This window comes from Kitasatospora sp. NPDC098663 (genome assembly GCF_044760075.1).
Taxonomy (GTDB): Bacteria; Actinomycetota; Actinomycetes; order Streptomycetales; family Streptomycetaceae; genus Kitasatospora.
On the sequence record NZ_JBIWAP010000082.1, the window covers coordinates 1 to 17,957 of the forward strand.

General features: G+C 74.1%; 14 protein-coding genes. 9 read left to right on the forward strand and 5 right to left on the reverse strand.

Translation table 11 applies throughout. The features are described from left to right. The 3 genes from ACIQVZ_RS40580 to ACIQVZ_RS40590 all read left to right on the forward strand — a co-directional run. Window positions 1-603: electron transfer flavoprotein subunit alpha/FixB family protein (locus tag ACIQVZ_RS40580; protein WP_402457682.1), on the forward strand; the 603-nt coding region annotated here is incomplete at its 5' end. Window positions 604-772: 169 nt separating this feature from the next. Then, window positions 773-2,191, forward strand: a complete 1,419-nt coding sequence (locus ACIQVZ_RS40585) for an acyl-CoA synthetase (protein WP_402457684.1) — start codon at window positions 773-775, stop codon at window positions 2,189-2,191. A 311-nt stretch (window positions 2,192-2,502) separates the two neighbouring features. Continuing rightward, a complete protein-coding gene (locus ACIQVZ_RS40590; RefSeq protein WP_350884165.1) occupies window positions 2,503-3,435 on the forward strand; it encodes a C40 family peptidase in 933 nt (310 codons plus the stop codon). Window positions 3,436-3,521: 86 nt separating this feature from the next. Here ACIQVZ_RS40590 and ACIQVZ_RS40595 read toward each other — a convergent pair whose 3' ends face one another. Beyond that, window positions 3,522-4,424 carry a PfkB family carbohydrate kinase gene (locus tag ACIQVZ_RS40595; RefSeq protein WP_402457688.1) on the reverse strand — a complete coding sequence of 301 codons (903 nt, stop codon included), beginning with the start codon at window positions 4,422-4,424 and terminating at the stop codon, window positions 3,522-3,524. 465 nt (window positions 4,425-4,889) lie between these two features. Here ACIQVZ_RS40595 and ACIQVZ_RS40600 point away from each other — a divergent pair, with 465 nt between their 5' ends. Continuing rightward, window positions 4,890-5,957 carry an NUDIX domain-containing protein gene (locus ACIQVZ_RS40600; protein WP_402457692.1) on the forward strand — a complete coding sequence of 356 codons (1,068 nt, stop codon included), beginning with the start codon at window positions 4,890-4,892 and terminating at the stop codon, window positions 5,955-5,957. Window positions 5,958-6,112: 155 nt separating this feature from the next. Continuing rightward, on the forward strand, window positions 6,113-6,952 hold the full coding sequence (locus ACIQVZ_RS40605; protein WP_402457695.1) for a DUF4184 family protein: 840 nt from the start codon (window positions 6,113-6,115) through the stop codon (window positions 6,950-6,952). Here the strand turns inward: ACIQVZ_RS40605 and ACIQVZ_RS40610 are convergent. After that, window positions 6,928-8,292 (reverse strand): dipeptidase, encoded by a 1,365-nt coding sequence (locus ACIQVZ_RS40610; RefSeq protein ID WP_350884173.1) that lies wholly within the window; start codon window positions 8,290-8,292, stop codon window positions 6,928-6,930. The genes ACIQVZ_RS40605 and ACIQVZ_RS40610 overlap by 25 nt on opposite strands. 391 nt (window positions 8,293-8,683) lie before the next feature. On the opposite strand from ACIQVZ_RS40610, the gene ACIQVZ_RS40615 reads away from it, so the two are divergent. After that, entirely contained in the window at window positions 8,684-9,907 is a 1,224-nt protein-coding gene (locus ACIQVZ_RS40615; RefSeq protein ID WP_402457698.1) for a geranylgeranyl reductase family protein, read from the forward strand. 145 nt (window positions 9,908-10,052) lie between these two features. Here ACIQVZ_RS40615 and ACIQVZ_RS40620 read toward each other — a convergent pair whose 3' ends face one another. Together ACIQVZ_RS40620 and ACIQVZ_RS40625 are read right to left on the reverse strand one after the other, a co-directional pair. After that, window positions 10,053-12,356: a glycosyl hydrolase family 18 protein gene (locus ACIQVZ_RS40620; RefSeq protein ID WP_402457701.1), complete on the reverse strand. Its 2,304-nt coding sequence runs from the start codon at window positions 12,354-12,356 to the stop codon at window positions 10,053-10,055. 210 nt (window positions 12,357-12,566) lie between these two features. Further along, entirely contained in the window at window positions 12,567-13,553 is a 987-nt protein-coding gene (locus ACIQVZ_RS40625) for a helix-turn-helix domain-containing protein (RefSeq protein ID WP_350884179.1), read from the reverse strand. A 118-nt stretch (window positions 13,554-13,671) separates the two neighbouring features. On the opposite strand from ACIQVZ_RS40625, the gene ACIQVZ_RS40630 reads away from it, so the two are divergent. Then, window positions 13,672-15,123: an MFS transporter gene (locus ACIQVZ_RS40630; RefSeq protein ID WP_402457704.1), complete on the forward strand. Its 1,452-nt coding sequence runs from the start codon at window positions 13,672-13,674 to the stop codon at window positions 15,121-15,123. 170 nt (window positions 15,124-15,293) lie between these two features. Continuing rightward, on the forward strand, window positions 15,294-16,067 hold the full coding sequence (locus tag ACIQVZ_RS40635) for an enoyl-CoA hydratase family protein (protein WP_402457708.1): 774 nt from the start codon (window positions 15,294-15,296) through the stop codon (window positions 16,065-16,067). A 68-nt stretch (window positions 16,068-16,135) separates the two neighbouring features. Here ACIQVZ_RS40635 and ACIQVZ_RS40640 read toward each other — a convergent pair whose 3' ends face one another. Then, window positions 16,136-16,897, reverse strand: coding sequence for a maleylpyruvate isomerase family mycothiol-dependent enzyme (locus ACIQVZ_RS40640; RefSeq protein ID WP_402457711.1), 762 nt, complete (start codon window positions 16,895-16,897; stop codon window positions 16,136-16,138). A gap of 167 nt (window positions 16,898-17,064) precedes the next feature. On the opposite strand from ACIQVZ_RS40640, the gene ACIQVZ_RS40645 reads away from it, so the two are divergent. Then, window positions 17,065-17,820, forward strand: coding sequence for a DapH/DapD/GlmU-related protein (locus ACIQVZ_RS40645; protein ID WP_350884187.1), 756 nt, complete (start codon window positions 17,065-17,067; stop codon window positions 17,818-17,820). Window positions 17,821-17,957: the final 137 nt, after the last annotated feature.

Consider the following 17,957-nt stretch of genomic DNA (forward strand, 5'->3'; position numbering starts at 1 on the left):
GAGGCCGGTGACGGCGGTCCGGTCGCCACCCAGTCGGTGTTCGCCGCGTCCTTCCAGGTGAAGTCGAAGGTGACGAAGGGCGTGCCGGTGATCACCGTCAAGCCGAACGCGGTGGCCCCCGAGGCCGTCGCGGGCGCGGGTGCGGTGGAGAACGTGGCGGTGGAGTTCACCGGGAACGCGGCCACGGTCACCTCGCGCACCCCGCGGGTCTCGACCGGTCGTCCGGAGCTGACCGAGGCCGCGATCGTGGTCTCGGGCGGCCGTGGTGTCGGCGAGGCGGCCGGCTTCGGCGTCGTCGAGGAGCTCGCGGACGCGCTGGGCGCGGCCGTCGGTGCCTCGCGTGCCGCCGTCGACGCGGGCTGGTACCCGCACAGCAACCAGGTCGGCCAGACCGGCAAGCAGGTCTCGCCGCAGCTGTACATCGCGGCCGGCATCTCCGGCGCCATCCAGCACCGGGCGGGCATGCAGACCTCGAAGACCATCGTGGCCGTCAACAAGGACCCCGAGGCCCCGATCTTCGAGCTGGTCGACTACGGCGTGGTCGGCGACCTGTTCGCCGTGCTGCCGCAGCTGACCGCCGAGGTGAAGGCCCGCAAGGGCTGATCCCCGCACACGGCAGTGGAGGGCGTGGCACCGGGTACCCGGTGCCACGCCCTCCGGCGTAGCTGGTGCAGGCCAGGTGGGCGGCGGCCGGTGACCGCTGCCCACGGACGGTCCGGGGGCGGCCCGTAGAGTCGGCGCGACAGCGTGAGACGAGGGCGAGGACGGAAGCATGGCACTGCTGACCGCACTTCAGGGCGGCTACGGGGACGCGGCGGACGCGCTGCGGATCGACGGGCGGGCGCTGTCCCGCGAGGAACTGCTGGGTGCGGCGACCGCCGTCGCCGACCGGGTGGCCGGTGCGCCCGCGCTCGCCGTGCTCGCCCGGCCCACCGTCGAGACGGTCGTCGCCGTGGTCGGCGGCCTGCTGGCGGGCGTGCCGGTGGTGCCGCTGCCGCCCGACTCCGGGCCCAAGGAGCGCGAGCACATCCTGCGTGACTCGGGTGCGGTGCTGCTCGCGCACGCCGTGGGCGACGCCGTGCCGGGTGAGGTGGAGGGGCTGCCGATCGACCCGGCGGAACGCGCGGCCACCACGTTCGCCGAGCCCGCGCCGGACGCCACCGGCTTCGTCCTCTACACCTCCGGCACCACCGGGGCGCCCAAGGGAGCCGTGATCCGACGCCGGGCGATCGCCGCCGACCTGGACGCGCTCGCCGCGGCCTGGCAGTGGACCGCCGAGGACACCCTCGTCCACGGCCTGCCGCTGTTCCACGTCCACGGACTGATCCTCGGCGTCCTCGGCGCCCTGCGGACCGGCAGCCGGCTCGTGCACACCGGGCGGCCCACCGCGGAGGGGTACGCGGCGGCGGGCGGCAGCCTGTACTTCGGGGTGCCGACCGTCTGGTCCCGGGTGGCGGCCGACCCCGGGGCGGCGGGTCGGCTGGCCTCGGCCCGGCTGCTGGTCTCCGGCAGCGCGCCGTTGCCGGTACCGGTGTTCGAGAAGCTGGCTGCGCTCACGGGGCACGCCCCGATCGAGCGCTACGGGATGACCGAGTCGCTGATCACCGTCAGCACCCGGGCGGACGGCGAGCGCCGGCCCGGTAGCGTCGGCCTGCCGCTGGACGGGGTGCGCACCCGGCTGGTCGGCGAGGACGGCGGGCCGGTGCCCTCCGACGGGGAGAGCGTCGGAGAGTTGCAGGTCTCCGGGCCGACCCTGTTCAGCGGGTACCTCAACCGGCCCGACGCGGATGCCGAAGCCTGGACGGCGGACGGCTGGTTCCGTACCGGGGACGTCGCCGTGATCGGTGCGGACGGCTTCCACCGGATCGTCGGTCGCGCCTCCGTCGACCTGATCAAGAGCGGCGGCTACCGGATCGGCGCCGGCGAGGTGGAGGCCGCGCTGCGCGACCACCCCGCGGTCGCCGACGCGGCGGTGGTCGGTGCGCCGGACGAGGACCTCGGGCAGGCCGTCGTCGCGTACGTCATTCCGGACGGCGCCGTGACAGGGGAACAGCTGACGGCCTTCGTGGCGGAGCGGCTGTCCGCGCACAAGCGGCCGCGCCGGGTCGTGCTGGTGCCCGAACTGCCCAGGAACGCGCTGGGAAAGGTGCTGAAGAAGCAGCTGCTGGCGGAGGCGGACCAGCAGGGGTGAGGGGGCGTCGGGCAAGCGGCCCGATGACTGGCCTTCACCCTGATGCCCTGTCGGTGATCACCGGCCGTGAACCCTTCCATTGGCTCACTCCACTGCGCGCCGTGAGCGGGCGCGTGCCTACCGTGACACGCAGGCAGAACTGAATCCCCGCCCGGCATGCCGCGGCTCCCGGTCGCACGACCGGAGGCCGTGGCATGCCGGGCGGGGTCTGCCGAGCCGTACTCGCCGTCTCACCGGGACGTGCGTGTCCGTAGCCGATTCCGCAGTCGCCACCGTGGCGGCAGTTCGCAGCAGTGAGGGAAGACAGCAGGATGACCACCGTCAACACCGGCGCGCCGGGTGCCGCCGACGAACCGACCGGGCAGCTCGCTGCCGCCACCGTCGACCAGCGGGCGGCCGCCGTCCGCCCCGTCCGTCCCGTCCGCCCGTCGCGGGCCGCGCGGGTGCGCCGGGGGATAGGCATGGTGGCCGTGATCGTGGCCGGTGCGGGTGTGATCGGCGTCGGCCCCGGCGTCAGCCCCGCCGCCGCCGAGTCGGCCCCGGCGCACGCCGGGTGGGACGGGTCGCGGTACTGGTTCAAGAACAGTCAGGGGCAGTGGCGCTGGACGACGCACTACGACGTGTACGTGGCGCGGACCGGGGGCGGATCCTCCTCCGCGGCGAAGTCCCCGTCGACGGGCGCGAAGTCGAGCGGGGGGATCAAGCAGGGGTGGGACGGGTCGCGGTACTGGTTCAAGAACAGTCAGGGGCAGTGGCGCTGGACCACGCACTACGACGTGTACGTGGCGCGGACGGGGGACGGATCGCCGTCGTCGTCCGGATCGTCCGGATCCTCCTCGTCGGGTTCGTCGGGCTCGTCCGCCGGCGCGGTGGCGGGGGACCAGGGCGTCGAGTCCGCCGTGCAGTTCGCGCTGAGCCAGCTGGGCAAGCCGTTCCGGACCGCGGGCAACGGGCCGGACGGGTACGACTGCTCGGGCCTCGTGCAGCAGGCCTTCCGGCGCGGCGGGGTGAACCTGCCGCGGGTGGCCAACGACCAGTACGCGGCGACCACGCCCATCAGCGCCGGCCAGCTGCGCCGGGGCGACCTGCTGTTCTGGTCCCCCAACGGCACCAAGCGGGGCATCCAGCACGTGGCGATCTACCTGGGCAACAACCAGTACGTCGAGGCGGCGCGGCCGGGGACGCTGATCCGGATCTCGGGGATCAGCAGCGGCTACTACCCGTCGTACATGGGACGGCCGTAGACAGGGCCTGACCGGGGCGTTCGGGAGTTGTGGTCCGGGCGCCCCCACCGGGGTCGGCCTGCCCGGCCCCGTGGGGAAGCGGCTGGTCAGAGGTCGGTCGGGCGGGGGAGGGCGCCACGGGCGCCCAGGGCGGTGACGGCGAACGCGCCGGCGGCCACGGCGGTGGCGGCCGCGGCGGGGAGGGAGGCGCCGCGGGCGAGTCCGGCGGCGAGGGCGCCGCAGAAGACGTCGCCGGCACCGGTGGTGTCGACGACCTGGACGGCGGGGGCGGGCAGTCGGGCCGACCGTTCCTCGGTGGCGACCAGCGCGCCCTCGCCGCCGAGGGTGAGTACCACGCCGTCGGCGCGGCGGGCGAGGGCCCGGGCGGCCTCCTCGACGGTGGGGGCGCCGGTCAGCTGGCGGGCCTCGACGGCGTTGGCGACGACCAGGGGGCGGCGCCCGGTCGGACCGGTGTCGGGGAGCGAACCGGCCGGCGCGGCGTTGTGCACCCAGTGGGCGCCGTCGGCTGGCAGGGCGGCGGCGGTCGCGCGGATGCACTCCTCGGGGACCTCGCCGCTGGTGAGGAGCACGTCGACGGGGAGCAGGCGCAGGCGGGCGAGTGCGGCGGTGACCTCGGCGGCGGTCAGGTGGGCGTTGGCGCCGGGGACGACGACGATGCTGTTCTCGCCGGCGGGGTCGACCATGACGATCGCCTGCCCGGTCGGCGCGTCGGGGTGGGTGAGCACGGAGCCCGTCTCGACCTCCGCGCCGCGCAGGTCGGTGAGCGCGGCTTCGCCGTCGGCGTCGCGCCCGACCTTCGCGACCAGGTGGACGGCGGCGCCCATGTGCGCCGCTGCCACCGCCTGGTTGGCGCCCTTGCCGCCGAACCCCTGGGTGGCGGCGGTGGCGAGGACGGTCTGGCCGGGGGCGGGGAGGACGGGGCAGCGGAGGATGCGGTCGGCGTTGACCGAGCCGATGACGATGACGCGGCCGGCTGGGAGCAGCTTCATCGTTCCTCTGTACGTGCTGGGGTGCGCGCGGCGCAAGCGGGCGCCGGGGGGCGCGCGAGGGGCGCGGAGAAGAATATGTCGACCGGTCTACTGAATTATGCAGACCGGTCTAGATATTGCCGGGGGAAATCTGTCGGTCGGTCTACATAGTCGGGTGGAGGGGGTGATGCGAGGTGATCTGGGGTGATGATGGCGCACACGAAGTCGGACGGGCCGACTTCCGGTGCGCGCAGGGTGTGAGCGGGGTGCAACTTTGATGTAGACCGGTCTACATATTTCTCCCGGAAGGGGGCTGGCCTGGGCACATGCCCCTGTCAAGGGGCGGAGTGGGGCGCAACGGCGGGCGCGGTGGGGAGGTATGGGGAGCGGCGTGGCGCGGGTACCACCACGGGTGGCGCTGGTTCGGCCGACGGGGGCGCTGCCCGGTGCGAACGGCATCGGGGCAAGTCGAGGGCAGGGGACGTTGTGATCGTCTGGGTCAATGGCACATTCGGGGCGGGCAAGACGAGTGCCTGCCGCGAGCTGGTGGAACTGCTGCCCGGGAGCGTGCTCTTCGATCCCGAGCTGGTGGGCTTCGGCCTGCGTCGGATGCTCCCGGCCGACCGGCTGGCGACGGTGTCCGACTTCCAGGACCTGGCGGCCTGGCGCCGGCTCGTCCCCGAGACGGCGGCCGCGCTGCTCAGTGAGGTCGCGGGCCCGCTGGTGGTCCCGATGACCCTGCTCAGGGAGGACTACCGGGACGAGATCTTCGGCGACCTCGCCTCCCACGGCATAGCGGTGCACCACTTCGTCCTGGACCCAGAAGAAACGATCCTGCGTCACCGCATCGCCCACCGCGACGAGTGCCCGGGAGATCCGGAGGCCAGCGAGCGGGTCCGCACGTGGTGCTTCGAGCACGTGGCCCGCTACCGGGCCGCCCGGCGCTGGCTGGTCGAGGACGCCCGGATGCTCGACACCAGCGAGCTCACCCCCCGCGAGACCGCCCACCGGATCGCCGAACTGGTCCGCGTCGGCGCCGCCCGCTGCCCGATCGTCCAGACCCCCGACCCGACCGGGGACACCGTGGCCTCCGCCGTCCTGTTCTTCGACGAACAGGACCGCGTCCTGCTGGTCGACCCCGTCTACAAACCCGAGTGGGACTTCCCCGGAGGCGTGGTCGAACGCGGCGAGGCTCCCACCGACGCGGCCCTGCGCGAGACCGCCGAGGAACTGGGCCTGCGGCTCGACCCGACCGGGCTGCGCCTGCTCGCCGTCGACTGGGAGCCGCGCACCGGCCCGCGCCGCGGCGGTCTGCGCCTGATGTACGACGGCGGCCAACTGGACCCCGCCGCCCGCCAGAACCTGCTGCTCCAGGCGGAGGAGCTGCGCGACTGGCGCTTCGTCACCCTGGACGAGGCCGCCGACCTGCTGCCCCCGAGCCGCTACCGCCGACTCGCCGCCGCCCTGGACGCCCGCCGCAGCGGCGAGTTGCGCTACCTGGAGGCGGGCCGCCGGGTCGCGCTCGGCCTGGCCAGCACGGCGGACGCGGCGTAGCCGCCCTGGGCGCCTGACGAGCCCGGGTGCCGGGCCGCCCAGAGGCCGCCGCTCCGCCCAGAGGCCGCCGCCCCGGGTGTCGGCCGATGGCCCGGGCGTCGGCCGATGGCCCAGGTCGTTGGCCGATGGTCCGGCGGGGGCGGGAGGATGGGGGCATGCCGTTCACACTGAGCCACCCCGCCGCCGTCCTGCCCCTGCTGCGCGCCGCCGGGGAGCGCGGGCCGCTGGTCGCCTCGGCGCTGGTCGCCGGATCGATGGCGCCCGACGTCCCGTTCTTCGCCGAGTCGCTGCTGCCCGGGGTGTACGGCCACGGCGGTCTGACGCACCGCTGGTGGGCCGTGCCGACGCTGGACGTGGCGATCGCGGGCGCGCTGGTGGCCGGCTGGCACGGTCTGCTGCGCGCGCCGCTGGTGGCGCTGCTGCCCGACCGGTGGGCGGGCGCGGCCGAGGCGCTGACGGTCCGGCGGCCCGCCGGAGGCGGGGCGGCTGCGGGTGCGGCGTGGTTCGCGGCGTCGGCGGCGGTCGGTGCGGCCACCCACGTCGGCTGGGACGCGTTCACCCACGAGGGCCGGCTGGGTGTCCGGTTGCTGCCGGTGCTGGACCGGGAGGTGGCCGGTGTCCCGCTCTACTCGGCTCTGCAGTACGGCAGTTCGGCGCTGGCCCTGGCCGCGATGGCGGGCTGGGCGGTGCGGGCGGCGCGGAGCGTGGAGCCGGTCCGCCCGACCGTGGCACTCGCTCCCCGGGCGCGCCGCGCCGCCGTCGCGGCCCTGGGCGCGGCGACGGCGGTCGGGGTGCTGCACCGGCTGGTCCCGCTGCGGCGGAACCTGATCCCGGAGTTCTGCTTCGGGGCCGGGGCCGGGCTCGCGGTGGGCGCGGTCGGTTACGCGGTGGTGGCGAGTGCAGCCCACAGGTTCCGGGGCGGGCGGCCGGTGCCGGGGGCCGCCGACGGCGGCCCCCGGACCAACGTGCGTCAGACCGAGCGCAGTTCGGCGTAGCGGCGGAGGAACAGGGCCTCGGAGAGGGCCATCCGCTCCAGCTCCTGCGGGTCGACGCTCTCGTTGACCGCGTGGATCTGGGTGGTCGGCTCCTCGACGCCGATCAGCACGATCTCGGCCTTCGGGTAGAGCGAGCGCAGCGTGTTGCAGAGCGGGATCGAGCCGCCCTCGCCGGAGGCGACCATCTCGGTGCCGAAGGCCTCGGCCATGGCCTCGCCCATCGCCTCGTACGCCGGGCCGGTGGTGTCGGCGTTGAACGGGGCGCCGCTGCCCTGGCGTTCGACGGTCAGGCGGGCGCCGAGCGGGACCTGCGCCTCCAGGTGGGCGACCAGCGCGTCCTGGGCGGCGCCCGGGTCGCTGCCCGGCGGGACGCGCAGGCTGACCAGGGCCTTGGCGGCGGCCTGGACGGAGGAGGTGGCGCCGATCACCGGCGGGGCGTCGATGCCGAGGACGGTGATCGCGGGGCGGGCCCACAGGCGGTCGGCGATGGTGCCGGTGCCGGTCAGGGCGACGCCGTCGAGCACCTTGGCGTCGGAGCGGAACTGCTCCTCCGGGTACTGGACACCGCTCCAGGTCTGGCCACCGGTCAGTCCGGCCACCGCGACGTCGCCGTGCTCGTCGTGCAGTGAGGCGAGCATCCGGACCAGCGACTGCAGCGCGTCCGGGGCGGCGCCGCCGAAGGCGCCGGAGTGCAGGTTGCCGGCCAGGGTGGTGACCGCGACCTCGACGACCGTCATGCCGCGCAGCGAGGCGGTCACGGTGGGCAGGCCAAGGGCGAAGTTGCCGGTGTCGCCGATGATGATGGCGTCGGCGGCGAGCAGTTCGGGGTGGGCCTCGGCGTAACGCTCCAGGCCGCCGGTGCCCTGCTCCTCCGAGCCCTCGACGATGATCTTCAGGCCGACCGGGTATCCGTCGCCGTACACCTGCCGCAGCGCCCGCAGGGCGGTCAGGTGCATCAGGATGTTGCCCTTGCAGTCGGCGGCGCCGCGCCCGTACCAGCGGCCGTCACGCTCGGTCAGCTCGAAGGCGGGGCTGAGCCAGGCGTTCTCGTCGAGCGGGGGCTGGACGTCGTAGTGCGAGTAGAGCAGCACGGTCGGCGCGCCCTGGGGGCCGGGCAGTTCGGCGTAGACGGACTGGGTGCCGTCCGGGGTGTCCAGCAGTTGGACGTTGGTCAGGCCCTCGGCGGCGAAGGCGTCGGCGACCCAGCGGGCGGCCTTCTCGCACTCCTCGACCGGGAACTGGCGCGGGTCGGCGACCGAGGGGAAGGCGACCAGTTCGGCGAGGTCGGTGCGGGCACGGTCCATCAGGGACCGGACGGCGTCGGCCAGCGGCTGTGACATCGGGGCTCCGAGGGGAAGGCTTCGCCCGAGGGGTGGTGCGGGCGGAGGGGGCGGTTTGGGTACCGCCGATCATAGGCGGACTCGAACAGTCCGATCGGGTGGTTCTGCCCGGCGATCCCGCCGGGCGCACCGTCTGGTGGATCGGCCCGATGGGTCGGCCCGGGTTCGATCCGGGTCCGGTCCGGGTCCGGTCCGGTTTCGGTCTGGCGTTCGGGGCGGCGCGGCCAGCGGCGGGTCCGGCGGACGCATAGGATTGCTCGACGTGACTGACTCCGGAAGCTCCGATTCCCGCAGCCCACTCGACACCGAGGCCTCGCCGCTCGACGCCGAGGTACCCGGACGGCCGTCAGGCCGGTCGTCAGGTCAGCCGTCAGGCCAGGCGTCCGAGACGGTGTCCGAGACCGAGACCGCGCCGAAGGTCGGTCGGTCGGCGCCCGAGCCGCTCGACGCCGTCTGGGACGTCGTGGTGGTCGGCGCCGGACCGGCCGGAGCCTCGGCCGCGCACGCCGCCGCCGTCCAGGGCCGGCGGGTGCTGCTCCTCGACAAGGCCGAGCACCCCCGTTACAAGACCTGCGGCGGCGGCATCATCGGCCCGTCCCGGGACAGCCTGCCGCCCGACTTCCGGCTGCCGTTGCAGGACCGCGTGCACGCCGTCACCTTCGCCTACGACGGGCGGTTCACCCGGACGCGTCGGTCCCGGCGGATGCTGTTCGGCCTGGTCAACCGGGACGAGTTCGACCTGCGCCTGGTGCAGGCGGCCAAGCAGGCCGGGGCGGTGCTGGTCACCGGAGTGACCGTCACGGGCGTCGAGCAGCGCGGCGGCGAGCACCGGACGGCGCTGGTGACGGCCGCCGACGGGCGCACCTTCGAGGCGCGCGCGGTGGTCGGCGCGGACGGCAGCGCGAGCCGGATCGCCCGGCACGTCGGCGTCACCTTCGACCAGATCGACCTCGGCCTGGAGGCGGAGATCCCCGTTCCGCCGCAGGTCGCCGCGGACTGGTCGGGCCGGATTCACCTCGACTGGGGCCCGCTGCCCGGCAGTTACGGCTGGGTTTTCCCGAAGACCGAGTCGAGCAGCCTGACCGTCGGCGTCATCTCGGCGCGCGGCGACGGCGAGCGGACCAAACAGTATCTCGCGGACTACATCCGGCGGTTGGGGCTGTCCGGTTTCACCCCGAGCGTGGAGTCCGGGCACCTGACCCGCTGCCGGGCCGAGGACTCGCCGCTCGCCCGCGGCCGGGTGCTGGTCGCCGGGGACGCGGCCGGACTGCTGGAGCCGTGGACCCGCGAGGGCATCTCGTACGCGCTGCGCTCGGGCCGGCTGGCCGGCGAGTGGGCGGTGAAGGTCGCGGAGGCGGGCAAGGCGGCGGACGTGCGGCGCGAGGCGCTGAACTACGCCTTCGCCATCAAGGCCGGACTGGGCGTGGAGATGCGCGCCGGCAAGCAGCTGCTGGGCGCCTTCGAGCGGCGCCCGTACCTGTTCCACGCGGCGGTCTGCCTGGTGGCGCCGGCCTGGCGGGCCTTCGCCCGGACCACCCAGGGGCACACCACCTTCGCACAGGTGCTCCGGCAGTACCGGGCGGCCAGGAAGCTGGCGGCGATGGCCTCCCGGTGACGGGAGGCGCGCCTGGCCCGTCAGGCGCGCCAGGCCCGTCAGGTACGTGAGGTACCTGAGGCCCCTGGGGCGCGGGCCGGCGCTCCGTCGTTCTCGGAGCGCCGGCCCTTGCTGCCCCACCGGCCCAACGGGCCGTACGTTCCGGCTATTTGAGCCCGGAGTCGAGCGCGTTGATGAGCGTGCCGGATGGGGTGTCGCCGGACATCTCCCAGATCATGCCACCGAGCAGGTTCTTCGACTTGAGGTATGCCGTCTTCTGGGCGATCGACCAGGCGTCGTCGAAGGTCCACCACTGGCCGCCGGCTCCGGTGTAGCCGTACGTCGCGATGGACTTGGGGTCGTGGTACACGGTCAGGTTGGGGACGCCGGTGATGAGGTTGTTGTAGCCGCGGGTGCCGGCCTCCTCGCTGAACTGGCCCGGGGCCGCGCCGTTCGCGGACTGCCACACGCCGGAGGCGCCGCCGTCCGCCACGCCCTGCCAGCCGCGCCCGTAGAACGGGAAGCCGATGGTGAGCTTGCGCGGGTTGACCCCGGCGCCGAGGTAGGTCTGGACCGCCGCGTCCACGCTGAAGTGGAAGTTGTACGGGTCGTTCGGGTCGGCGTAGAGGTTGGCCTGGGGGCCGGTGCGGTTGGGCTCCCAGGAGTTGTCGCTGCCGGAGCCGTGGAAGTCGTAGCCCTGGACGTTGGCGATGTCCAGCGAGCTGAAGATCTTCGTGAGGTCCCAGCCCGCGGCGACCTTCGCCGGGTCAGCCGGGGTGAAGGCGGTGAGCAGCTTGTGGGAGCCGCCCAACGCGTCGAGCTGCTTGCGGAATTCGGCCAGCAGGAGGGTCAGGTTGCCCTTGTCGTTGGCGCTCCAGTGGTTGCCGGCGTGGCCGTCGGCGGAGCCGGGCCACTCCCAGTCGAGGTCGATGCCGTCGAAGATCCCGGCCGCCACGCCGTCGCCGCCGGCGCCGTTGTAGACCGGCAGGTTGCCCTTGATCCACACGTCGAGGCAGGACTTGACGAACTTCTGGCGGGACGCGTCGGTGGCGGCGACGTCCGAGAAGTACTTGGAGTACGTCCAGCCGCCGAGTGAGACGACCACCTTCAGGTTCGGGTACTTGGCCTTCAGCTTCTTCAACTGGTTGAGGTTGCCTCGGAGTTTGCCCCAGCCGTCGTCGGCCACGCCGTCCACCGACTGGTCGGCGCTCATCGGGCGGGCGTAGTCGGCGTCGGCGTCACCGGCGCCGGTGCCCTGGTCCGGGTCCTGCGGGTTGGCGGTGGTGCCCTTGGTGACGCCCGCCAGACAGGTCAGGTTGACCGGATCGATGTTCTCGAAGGCGTAGTTGACGACGTCGAGCTTGGCCGCGCTGCCGGAGGTGTCGAGGTTCTTGACGAAGTACTGGCGGCCGTAGATGCCCCACTGGACGAAGTAGCCGACCCGGGCGTACTTTCCGGCGCCGACCAGGTCCGAGGTGGTGGCGGTGAGCGGGGCGGAGGCGGGGGAGGCGTTGTCGGCGGGGTCGCGGGCCTTCACGGTGAACGTGTAGGTGGTGGACGGGGACAGGCTGCCGACCGTCGCGGTCAGGGTGCTGCCGCTGACCGTCGCCACCAGCGTGCCGCCCTGGTAGACGTCGTACGCGGCGACCCGGACGTTGTCGGTCGCGGCGTTCCAGGCGAGCGTGACGTCCGACGAACTGACCGCTGTGGTCCGTAGGTTGGTCGGCGCGGTGGGCGGGATCGGGTCGGTCGACGGGTCGAAGGTGGCGGCGGTGACGGGCGCGCTGAGCGGTCCGGTGTTGCCGCGGCTGTCCTTGGCCCGGACGGTCAGCGTGTACGTGGTGGCCGGGGTGAGTCCGGTGAGCAGGGCGCTGGTGGTGGTGCTGGAGCCGACCACGACGGCGCCGTTGAGCACGTCGTAGGAGGCGACCGGGAAGTCCCCGCCGGTGGCGACCGGCCAGGTCAGGGCGAGCGTGTGCGCGGTGGACTCGGTGACCGCCGGGGTGCCGGGCGCGGCTGGCGGGACGTCGGCGGTGCCGTCGCACTTGTCGCCGTTGATGCGGCAGTTGGTGGGGGTGGCGACCGGACCGTTGCCGACGAACCAGAAGCTGTACGGCTCGGTGGTGCCGTGGGCGTTGACGGTGGCGTTGTAGAACGCGTTGGTCGCGGTGACGTGCCGGCCGTTGACGGTGGCGGTGCCGTTGTAGCTGTTGCCGATGGTGACGCCGGCCGGCAGGTCGAACTCCAGGGTCCAGCCGGTCACGGCGGTGGCGTTGTCGTTGTGGACGATGTAAGTGCCCTGCCACCAGGAGCCGTTGTCGGCGGTGGTGAAGGAGGCGGTGAGTTTTCCGGCGGCGTTCGCCGGGGCGGCCAGCGCGGTGAGCGCGGCGAGGGGCAGGAGCAGGACGGAGAGCAGTGCCAGCAGTCTGCTGCGCACGCGCGGGCGTCTGGCCCGGGATCGAGCGGACATGGTTCTCCCTGTGGCTGTGGGGGTTGGACAGGGTGACGTAGAACCGCAGTGCTTGGTGCGTGTGCGATGGGTGCCCGCGCCGTGGGGAGACGGGGCATGGGCACTGTAGGAGGACTGGACCAATGCGTCAACAGGTCTGTACCACTGGGGAGTTGGGGGATCAGTCGGGGTGGTACGGGTCGGTCGGGGAGCTGACGGGGGTGAACTCCGTCATCTGTTCGTCCCCGTCAGCTCGTCCCCGAGCGGGCTGCGCAGGTACAGCACCGAGCGGCCGTGCCGGGCCCGGGTGACCAGGCCGGTGGCGGCGAGGACGGACAGGTGCTGGCTGACCGCGCCGGGGGTGACGCCCAACCGGTAGGCGAGGTCGGTGGTGGAGGCGGGTTCGGCGAGCAGGGCCAGCAGTCGGGCCTTCGGCGCGCCGACCAGCGCCTCCAGCGCGCGCGGCGGCACCGGCGTCCCCGGGCCGGCCATGCCCGCCTGGCCGCGCGCCGGATAACTGATCTGCGGCGCACGCTCGTTGCTGATCATCGTGATCGCGCCGCGGGCGAAGAAGGTCGGGATGAGGACGAGGCCGCGGCCGTCCACGGCGGTCTCCGCGTCCCAGTCCGTCCACCGGCGGTTGATCGACAGGACGCCGTCCTCCCAGTGCAGCCGGTGGTCCAGGTCGGCGAAGAGCGCCGCCGCGCCGTGCTGGGAGAGCAGCCGGGCCCGGTAGACCAGGTCGGCGTCCAGGACCGCACGGGCCTGTGGCCACCAGGACGGCGCGAGGCAGACCTCCCAGTACTCCTCCAGCGCGTCGGCGATCCGCTGCAACAGCCGCGCCGGGTCGGACAGTCCGGCGGCGAGCCCGGCGGGCAGGGGTAGTCCGTGCGGAAGGAAGACCTGCTCCAGTTCGGGGCGCAACTGCTCCGGTGGCAGCGCGCGGACGGTGGCCAGCTCGGTGCGGAAGTCGGCGGCGGGCGAGGCCGGGCGGGGCGTGAGGAAATCGGGGATCCAGCGGTTCCCGGAGATGAGTGACAGCAGCAGCGTGGAGTCCAGCCGTTCGAAGACGGGCCGGAGCCGTTCGAAGGACGGGGTCTGGAGCTGGTAGACGCCGGGGTGGGTCCACATGCGCAGGCTGAGCGAGGCCTCCTGGATCGGGGAGACGGCGAACCAGGTGGTGGCGAGGTCGGCCAGGCTGAGCGTGAAGCGGTGCACGGGAGTGGTCTCCTGCGACGCGGCGCATGGGCGCCGGGCTGGGGCGCGTGGGGCGCGTGGTTTTAGCCAGAGCCTAAAGGAGTACCGGACCCGGGCCGTCAGGCGGTGTGATCAGCACATGACCACCACCTCGCCGGCGGAGACGTCCGGACCCGACCCCGCCATGCCCGGAGGCCCCGCCATCACGGCAACCACCGCCATCACGGCAACCACCGCAACCACCGCAACCACCGCAACCACCGCAACGATCGCAGACCCAGGAGACGTCGCGGACCCAGCAGATCCCGCAGCCCCGCAGGCCGGCGGCGGGCTCGTCAGCGCCGTGCGGCGGAGGCTGCACCCCGACCCGATGGTCCGGCGGCTGGCCGGGCTCACCCTGGTCAACACGATGGGCAGCGGCCTGTCCCTGTCCGTCGCGGTGCTGTTCTTCACCCGGGTGCTCGGTCTGAGCCCCGCCCAGCTGGGGCTCGGTCTGACCGCCGCCGGCCTGTGCGGGGTCGTCGCGAGCGTGCCGGCCGGGCGGGCCGCCGACCGCTGGGGCGCCCGGCCGGTGCTGGTCGTGCTGGTCGCGCTGCAGGCGGTCGGCACCGCCGGGTACACGCTCGTGCACAGCTATCCGGCCTTCGTGGTGCTGGCCTGCGGGGTCGCGGCCGTCGACCGCGGCTCCGCGGCCGTGCGGAACGCGCTCTACGCCGAGGTGCTGCCGCCCGACCGCCGGGTGGCGGGCCGGGCCTACCTGCGGGTGGTGACCAACGTGGGCCTCTGCCTGGGGACGGCCGTCGGCGCGATCGCGCTCCAGGTGGACACCAGGCCGGCCTATCTGACGGCGATTCTGGCCGACGCCGCCTCCTTCGTGGTCGTCGCCGTGCTGTTCCACCGCCTCCCCGTCCTCGCGCCTGCGGCCCCGGTCGCGCCGCCCGCGGGACCGGAGGCCGACGGTGCCGGGCGGGGCAAGCGGCGCAATCCGGCGCTGCGGGACGGCCCGTTCCTGGTCGTGACGGTGCTGAACGCGGTCCTCGCCCTGCAGTTCGCCGTCCTGGAGGTCGGCGTGCCGCTGTGGATCATCCATGACACCGAGGCGCCCCGGATCACCGTCGCGGGCACCCTGATCGTCAACACCCTGCTGGTGATCGCCCTTCAGGTGCGGGCCACCCGGGGGACGGAGGACCGTGGGACGGCCGCCCGGCTCTGCGGCCGCGGGGGGCTGCTGCTCGCCGCCTCCTGCCTGGTCATCGGCCTCGCGCACGGCCTGCCCGCGATCGTCGCCGCCGTGGTGGTGCTCGGCGGCATCGCACTGCAGTCGCTGGGCGAGGTGTTCGGCCAGGCCGGCGGCTGGGCGCTCAGCTACGACCTCGCGGGGGAGCGCGACCACGGCGCCTACCAGGGCGTGTACAACGCGGGTTCGGCGGCGGCGATGATGGCCGGTCCGGCGCTGGTCAGCACCGCCGTGATCGGGTTCGGTCTGGCCGGCTGGGTCGTCCTGGGCGCGGTACTGGCGGCGGCGGGCCTGGCGATGGGCCCCGCCGTCCGGTGGGCCGGGCGACGGGGAGGTTACGCCGAGGCTCGGTGACGCGGTCGCTCCTGGACGGGCGCGACGGCCTCGATGCCGATCAGCACCTCGGGCAGGATCGGCTCTGGCCGAGGGGCGGGTGGGCGTGCCAGAGTCGTTCGGGCGTCGCCCGGGCACCCGGGGCGGCGCCGCAGTCCGACCCACCCTCAGCCGGAAGGCAGGCCCCGCCGATGACCAGCGCAGAGCCCCTCGTCCGCGTCACCACCGCCGACGCCGTCACCACGATCACCCTCGACTCGCCGCACAACCGCAACGCACTCTCCACCCGGCTGATGGCCGAACTGCACGCCGGTCTGGCGGTCGCCGCGGCCGACCCGGAGGTGCGGGCCGTGGTGCTCGGGCACACCGGCAAGGTGTTCTGCGCGGGTGCGGACCTCTCCGAGGCGACCGGCGCGGACCCGACGGTCGGCCCGCGCGGCCTGGTCGAGCTGCAGCGGGCGATCGTCGACTGCACCAAGCCGGTGATCGCCGTGATCGACGGGCACGCCCGGGCCGGCGGCCTCGGCCTGATCGGCGCGGCGGACCTCGCCCTCGCCGGGCCGGCCGCGACCTTCGCGTTCACCGAGGTCCGGCTCGGCCTCGCGCCCGCCGTGATCTCGCTGCCGCTGCGCCCCAAGCTGGACCCGCGCGCCGCCTCCCGCTACTACCTCACCGGCGAGGTCTTCGACGCCGCCGAGGCCGCCCGGATCGGCCTGATCACCCGCGCCACCGAGTCCGCCGAGGACACCGGGGTCGCGTTGAAGGGCCTGCTGGACGCGCTGCGCCAGGGCTCCCCCCAGGGGCTGGCGGAGTCCAAGCGGCTGGCCAACGCCGAGGTGGTGCGGTCCTTCGAGCGGGACGCGGAGGGGCTGGTGGAGCTGTCGGCGCGGCTGTTCGGGTCGGCGCAGGCGCAGGAGGGGATGCGGGCGTTCCTGGAGAAGCGGCCCGCGCGCTGGGTGCGCTGACCCCGGGCCACTCCACCCCCGGGCCGGTTCCCGCTCCCAGCGCGCCGCCTGCTCCGTGCAGCGCGGCCTCAGCCGATGACCGCGCTGGTCCGCCAGAGTTCGAGCAGCGCCTCGTCGCCGTCGAGTTCGACCTGCGCGGGCCCGACCGGGAGCCGGTTCCACAGCAGCAGGTACAGGTCGTGGGCGGGGCCGGTGAGGATGAGGTCGGCCGGTTCGGCGGCGCCGCCCGTGCCGACGGTCGGCGGTTCCTGGGTGATGGTCAGCTGCCAGGAGCCGGGGCCGTCGGTGGTCCGGACCCCGATGGTGCGGGTCCGTTCGCTGCGCAGCCGGGAGCGGCTGCTGGCCACGAAGCCGCCCAGCAGCTCGTCGATGCCGTCGAGGGCGAGGGCGGTGTCCACCCGGGGGCCCTCGGCGCCGGCCGCCGCGTCGGCGTCGGCGCGGTGGACGGCGGTCTCGTGCGCCTGGCGGCGGGCCCAGAACGCGAGCGGGCTGGGCGACGGCAGGAAGCTCCAGCACTCGACGTCGGCCGGGGCCCGGGTGAGCGCGTCCACCAGGGCGGCGTGGCCCTCGCGGAACCAGTCGAGCAGTGCCGCGTCGGACGGCGCCGGCCCGATGACGGTCCGCCTGCCGTCCTCGTCGAGGGGCGCGGGCAGCCCCTGGGAGGGGTAGGCGGCGGCCCAGCGGTGGACGTTCCCGACGTGCCTCACCAGGTCGTTCAGGCTCCAGTCCGGACAGGTCGGTACGGGGGCGGCGAGGTCGGTCCGGGCGGCCGCCTCGGCGAGCAGGGTGCCCTCGCGGCGCAGGGCGTCGATGTGTTCGGTGATCTCCATGGGAGGGAGTGTGGCACCGGAGCCCGCCGTCGGTCGCGGTTTTCGGACCGCCCGGGCGGAGGGCCGGGCCCGGCCGTGGGAGGCCGCAGGCCAGGGCGGGTGCGGGGCCGGTGTGATGTTGACCGCCCGGCCGTCGGCCGGACCCTACGGGCCGGTAACGTGAGGGCATGCCGATAACCCGTTCGCTGGTCTCCGCGGTCCGAGCCGGTGGCCGCCGTGCCGCCGGCCGCCTCGTCCACCGGGGCTGGCGCTGGGTGCAGCGGACCGGCGCGGTCACCCGGCAGAGCCCGGGCCCTTACCGGTTCGGCGAGTTGGGCGACGGTACGACGCTGGCGTTCCCGCTCGGCGCGGTCTTCAACGAGCAGTGGATCACCATCGGGCCGTTCTCGATCATCGGCGAGCGGGTCACCATCAGCGCCGGTTTCCTGCCCGGCCTCGACCTCGGGCCCGAACCGATCGTGCGGATCGGCGGCGGCTGCGTGATCGGCCGGGACAGCCACATCGTGGGCCACCAGTCGATCGTCCTCGGCGACGACGTGTGGACCGGGCCCGGCGTCTACATCTCCGACCAGGCGCACGAGTACCGGTCCACCGACCTGCCGATCGGCAAGCAGTGGCCGCGCAACGAGCCGGTGGAGATCGGCGCCGGGAGCTGGATCGGCACCGGCGCGGTGATCCTGCCGGGGGCCCGGATCGGCCGCAACGTGGTGGTCGCGGCGGGCGCGGTGGTGCGCGGCGAGGTGCCCGACCACAGCGTGGTGGCCGGGGCGCCGGCCAAGGTGGTCCGCCGGTGGACGGCCCAGGAGGGCTGGCAGCCGCCGCTGCGCCACGACGCGCCCCAGCCGGTGCCGGACGGCGTGACGGCGGAGCAACTGCGGGCCCTGGTGGGGTGGGACCTGCGGTTGCCGGGGGAACAGGACTGATGCACCCGCGCCGCCGTCCCGGTGGCGCGGGTGTCGTCGTCTGGGCCTAGGAGATCGCTGAAGATCTTTCAGGTTCTGGCCCCACGTGCTTTCGCGTGGGGCCAGACTGTTGCGGGTGCAGGGAGACTGGGCTGGCG

Coding starts and splice junctions, on each gene's coding strand:
- ACIQVZ_RS40585 (WP_402457684.1), top strand. CDS start 773: ATGGCACTGCTGACCGCACTTCAGGGCGGCTACGGGGACGCGGCGGAC.
- ACIQVZ_RS40590 (WP_350884165.1), top strand. CDS start 2,503: ATGACCACCGTCAACACCGGCGCGCCGGGTGCCGCCGACGAACCGACC.
- ACIQVZ_RS40595 (WP_402457688.1), bottom strand. CDS start 4,424: ATGAAGCTGCTCCCAGCCGGCCGCGTCATCGTCATCGGCTCGGTCAAC.
- ACIQVZ_RS40605 (WP_402457695.1), top strand. CDS start 6,113: ATGCCGTTCACACTGAGCCACCCCGCCGCCGTCCTGCCCCTGCTGCGC.
- ACIQVZ_RS40610 (WP_350884173.1), bottom strand. CDS start 8,292: ATGTCACAGCCGCTGGCCGACGCCGTCCGGTCCCTGATGGACCGTGCC.
- ACIQVZ_RS40620 (WP_402457701.1), bottom strand. CDS start 12,356: ATGTCCGCTCGATCCCGGGCCAGACGCCCGCGCGTGCGCAGCAGACTG.
- ACIQVZ_RS40630 (WP_402457704.1), top strand. CDS start 13,672: ATGACCACCACCTCGCCGGCGGAGACGTCCGGACCCGACCCCGCCATG.
- ACIQVZ_RS40635 (WP_402457708.1), top strand. CDS start 15,294: ATGACCAGCGCAGAGCCCCTCGTCCGCGTCACCACCGCCGACGCCGTC.
- ACIQVZ_RS40640 (WP_402457711.1), bottom strand. CDS start 16,897: ATGGAGATCACCGAACACATCGACGCCCTGCGCCGCGAGGGCACCCTG.
- ACIQVZ_RS40645 (WP_350884187.1), top strand. CDS start 17,065: ATGCCGATAACCCGTTCGCTGGTCTCCGCGGTCCGAGCCGGTGGCCGC.